The 218-nt window shown below is 62.4% G+C and carries 1 pseudogene; it reads right to left on the bottom strand.

Annotated elements, in window-relative coordinates:
- Positions 1-218, bottom strand: a pseudogene (locus LI94_RS21775) (type I glutamate--ammonia ligase); the annotation flags it as partial.

Here is a 218-nt window from a genome sequence, read left to right as displayed (position 1 = left end):
TCGATCTTGTTCTTGATGCCGTCGATGCCGGCCATCAGCATGGCGGAGAACGCCAGGTAGGGGTTGCCGGAGGAGTCGGGGCAGCGGAATTCCAGCCGCTTGGCTTTGGGGTTGGTGCCGGTGATCGGGATGCGCACGCAGGCTGAGCGGTTGCGCTGGCTGTAGACCAGGTTGATCGGTGCTTCGTAGCCCGGGACCAGACGCTTGTAGGAGTTGAT

It is taken from the genome of Mycobacterium sp. UM_Kg27 (assembly GCF_000972905.1).
Lineage (GTDB): Bacteria > Actinomycetota > Actinomycetes > Mycobacteriales > Mycobacteriaceae > Mycobacterium.
Note: the sequence above shows the minus strand (reverse complement) of the source record. Positions and strands in the feature narration are given on the sequence as shown.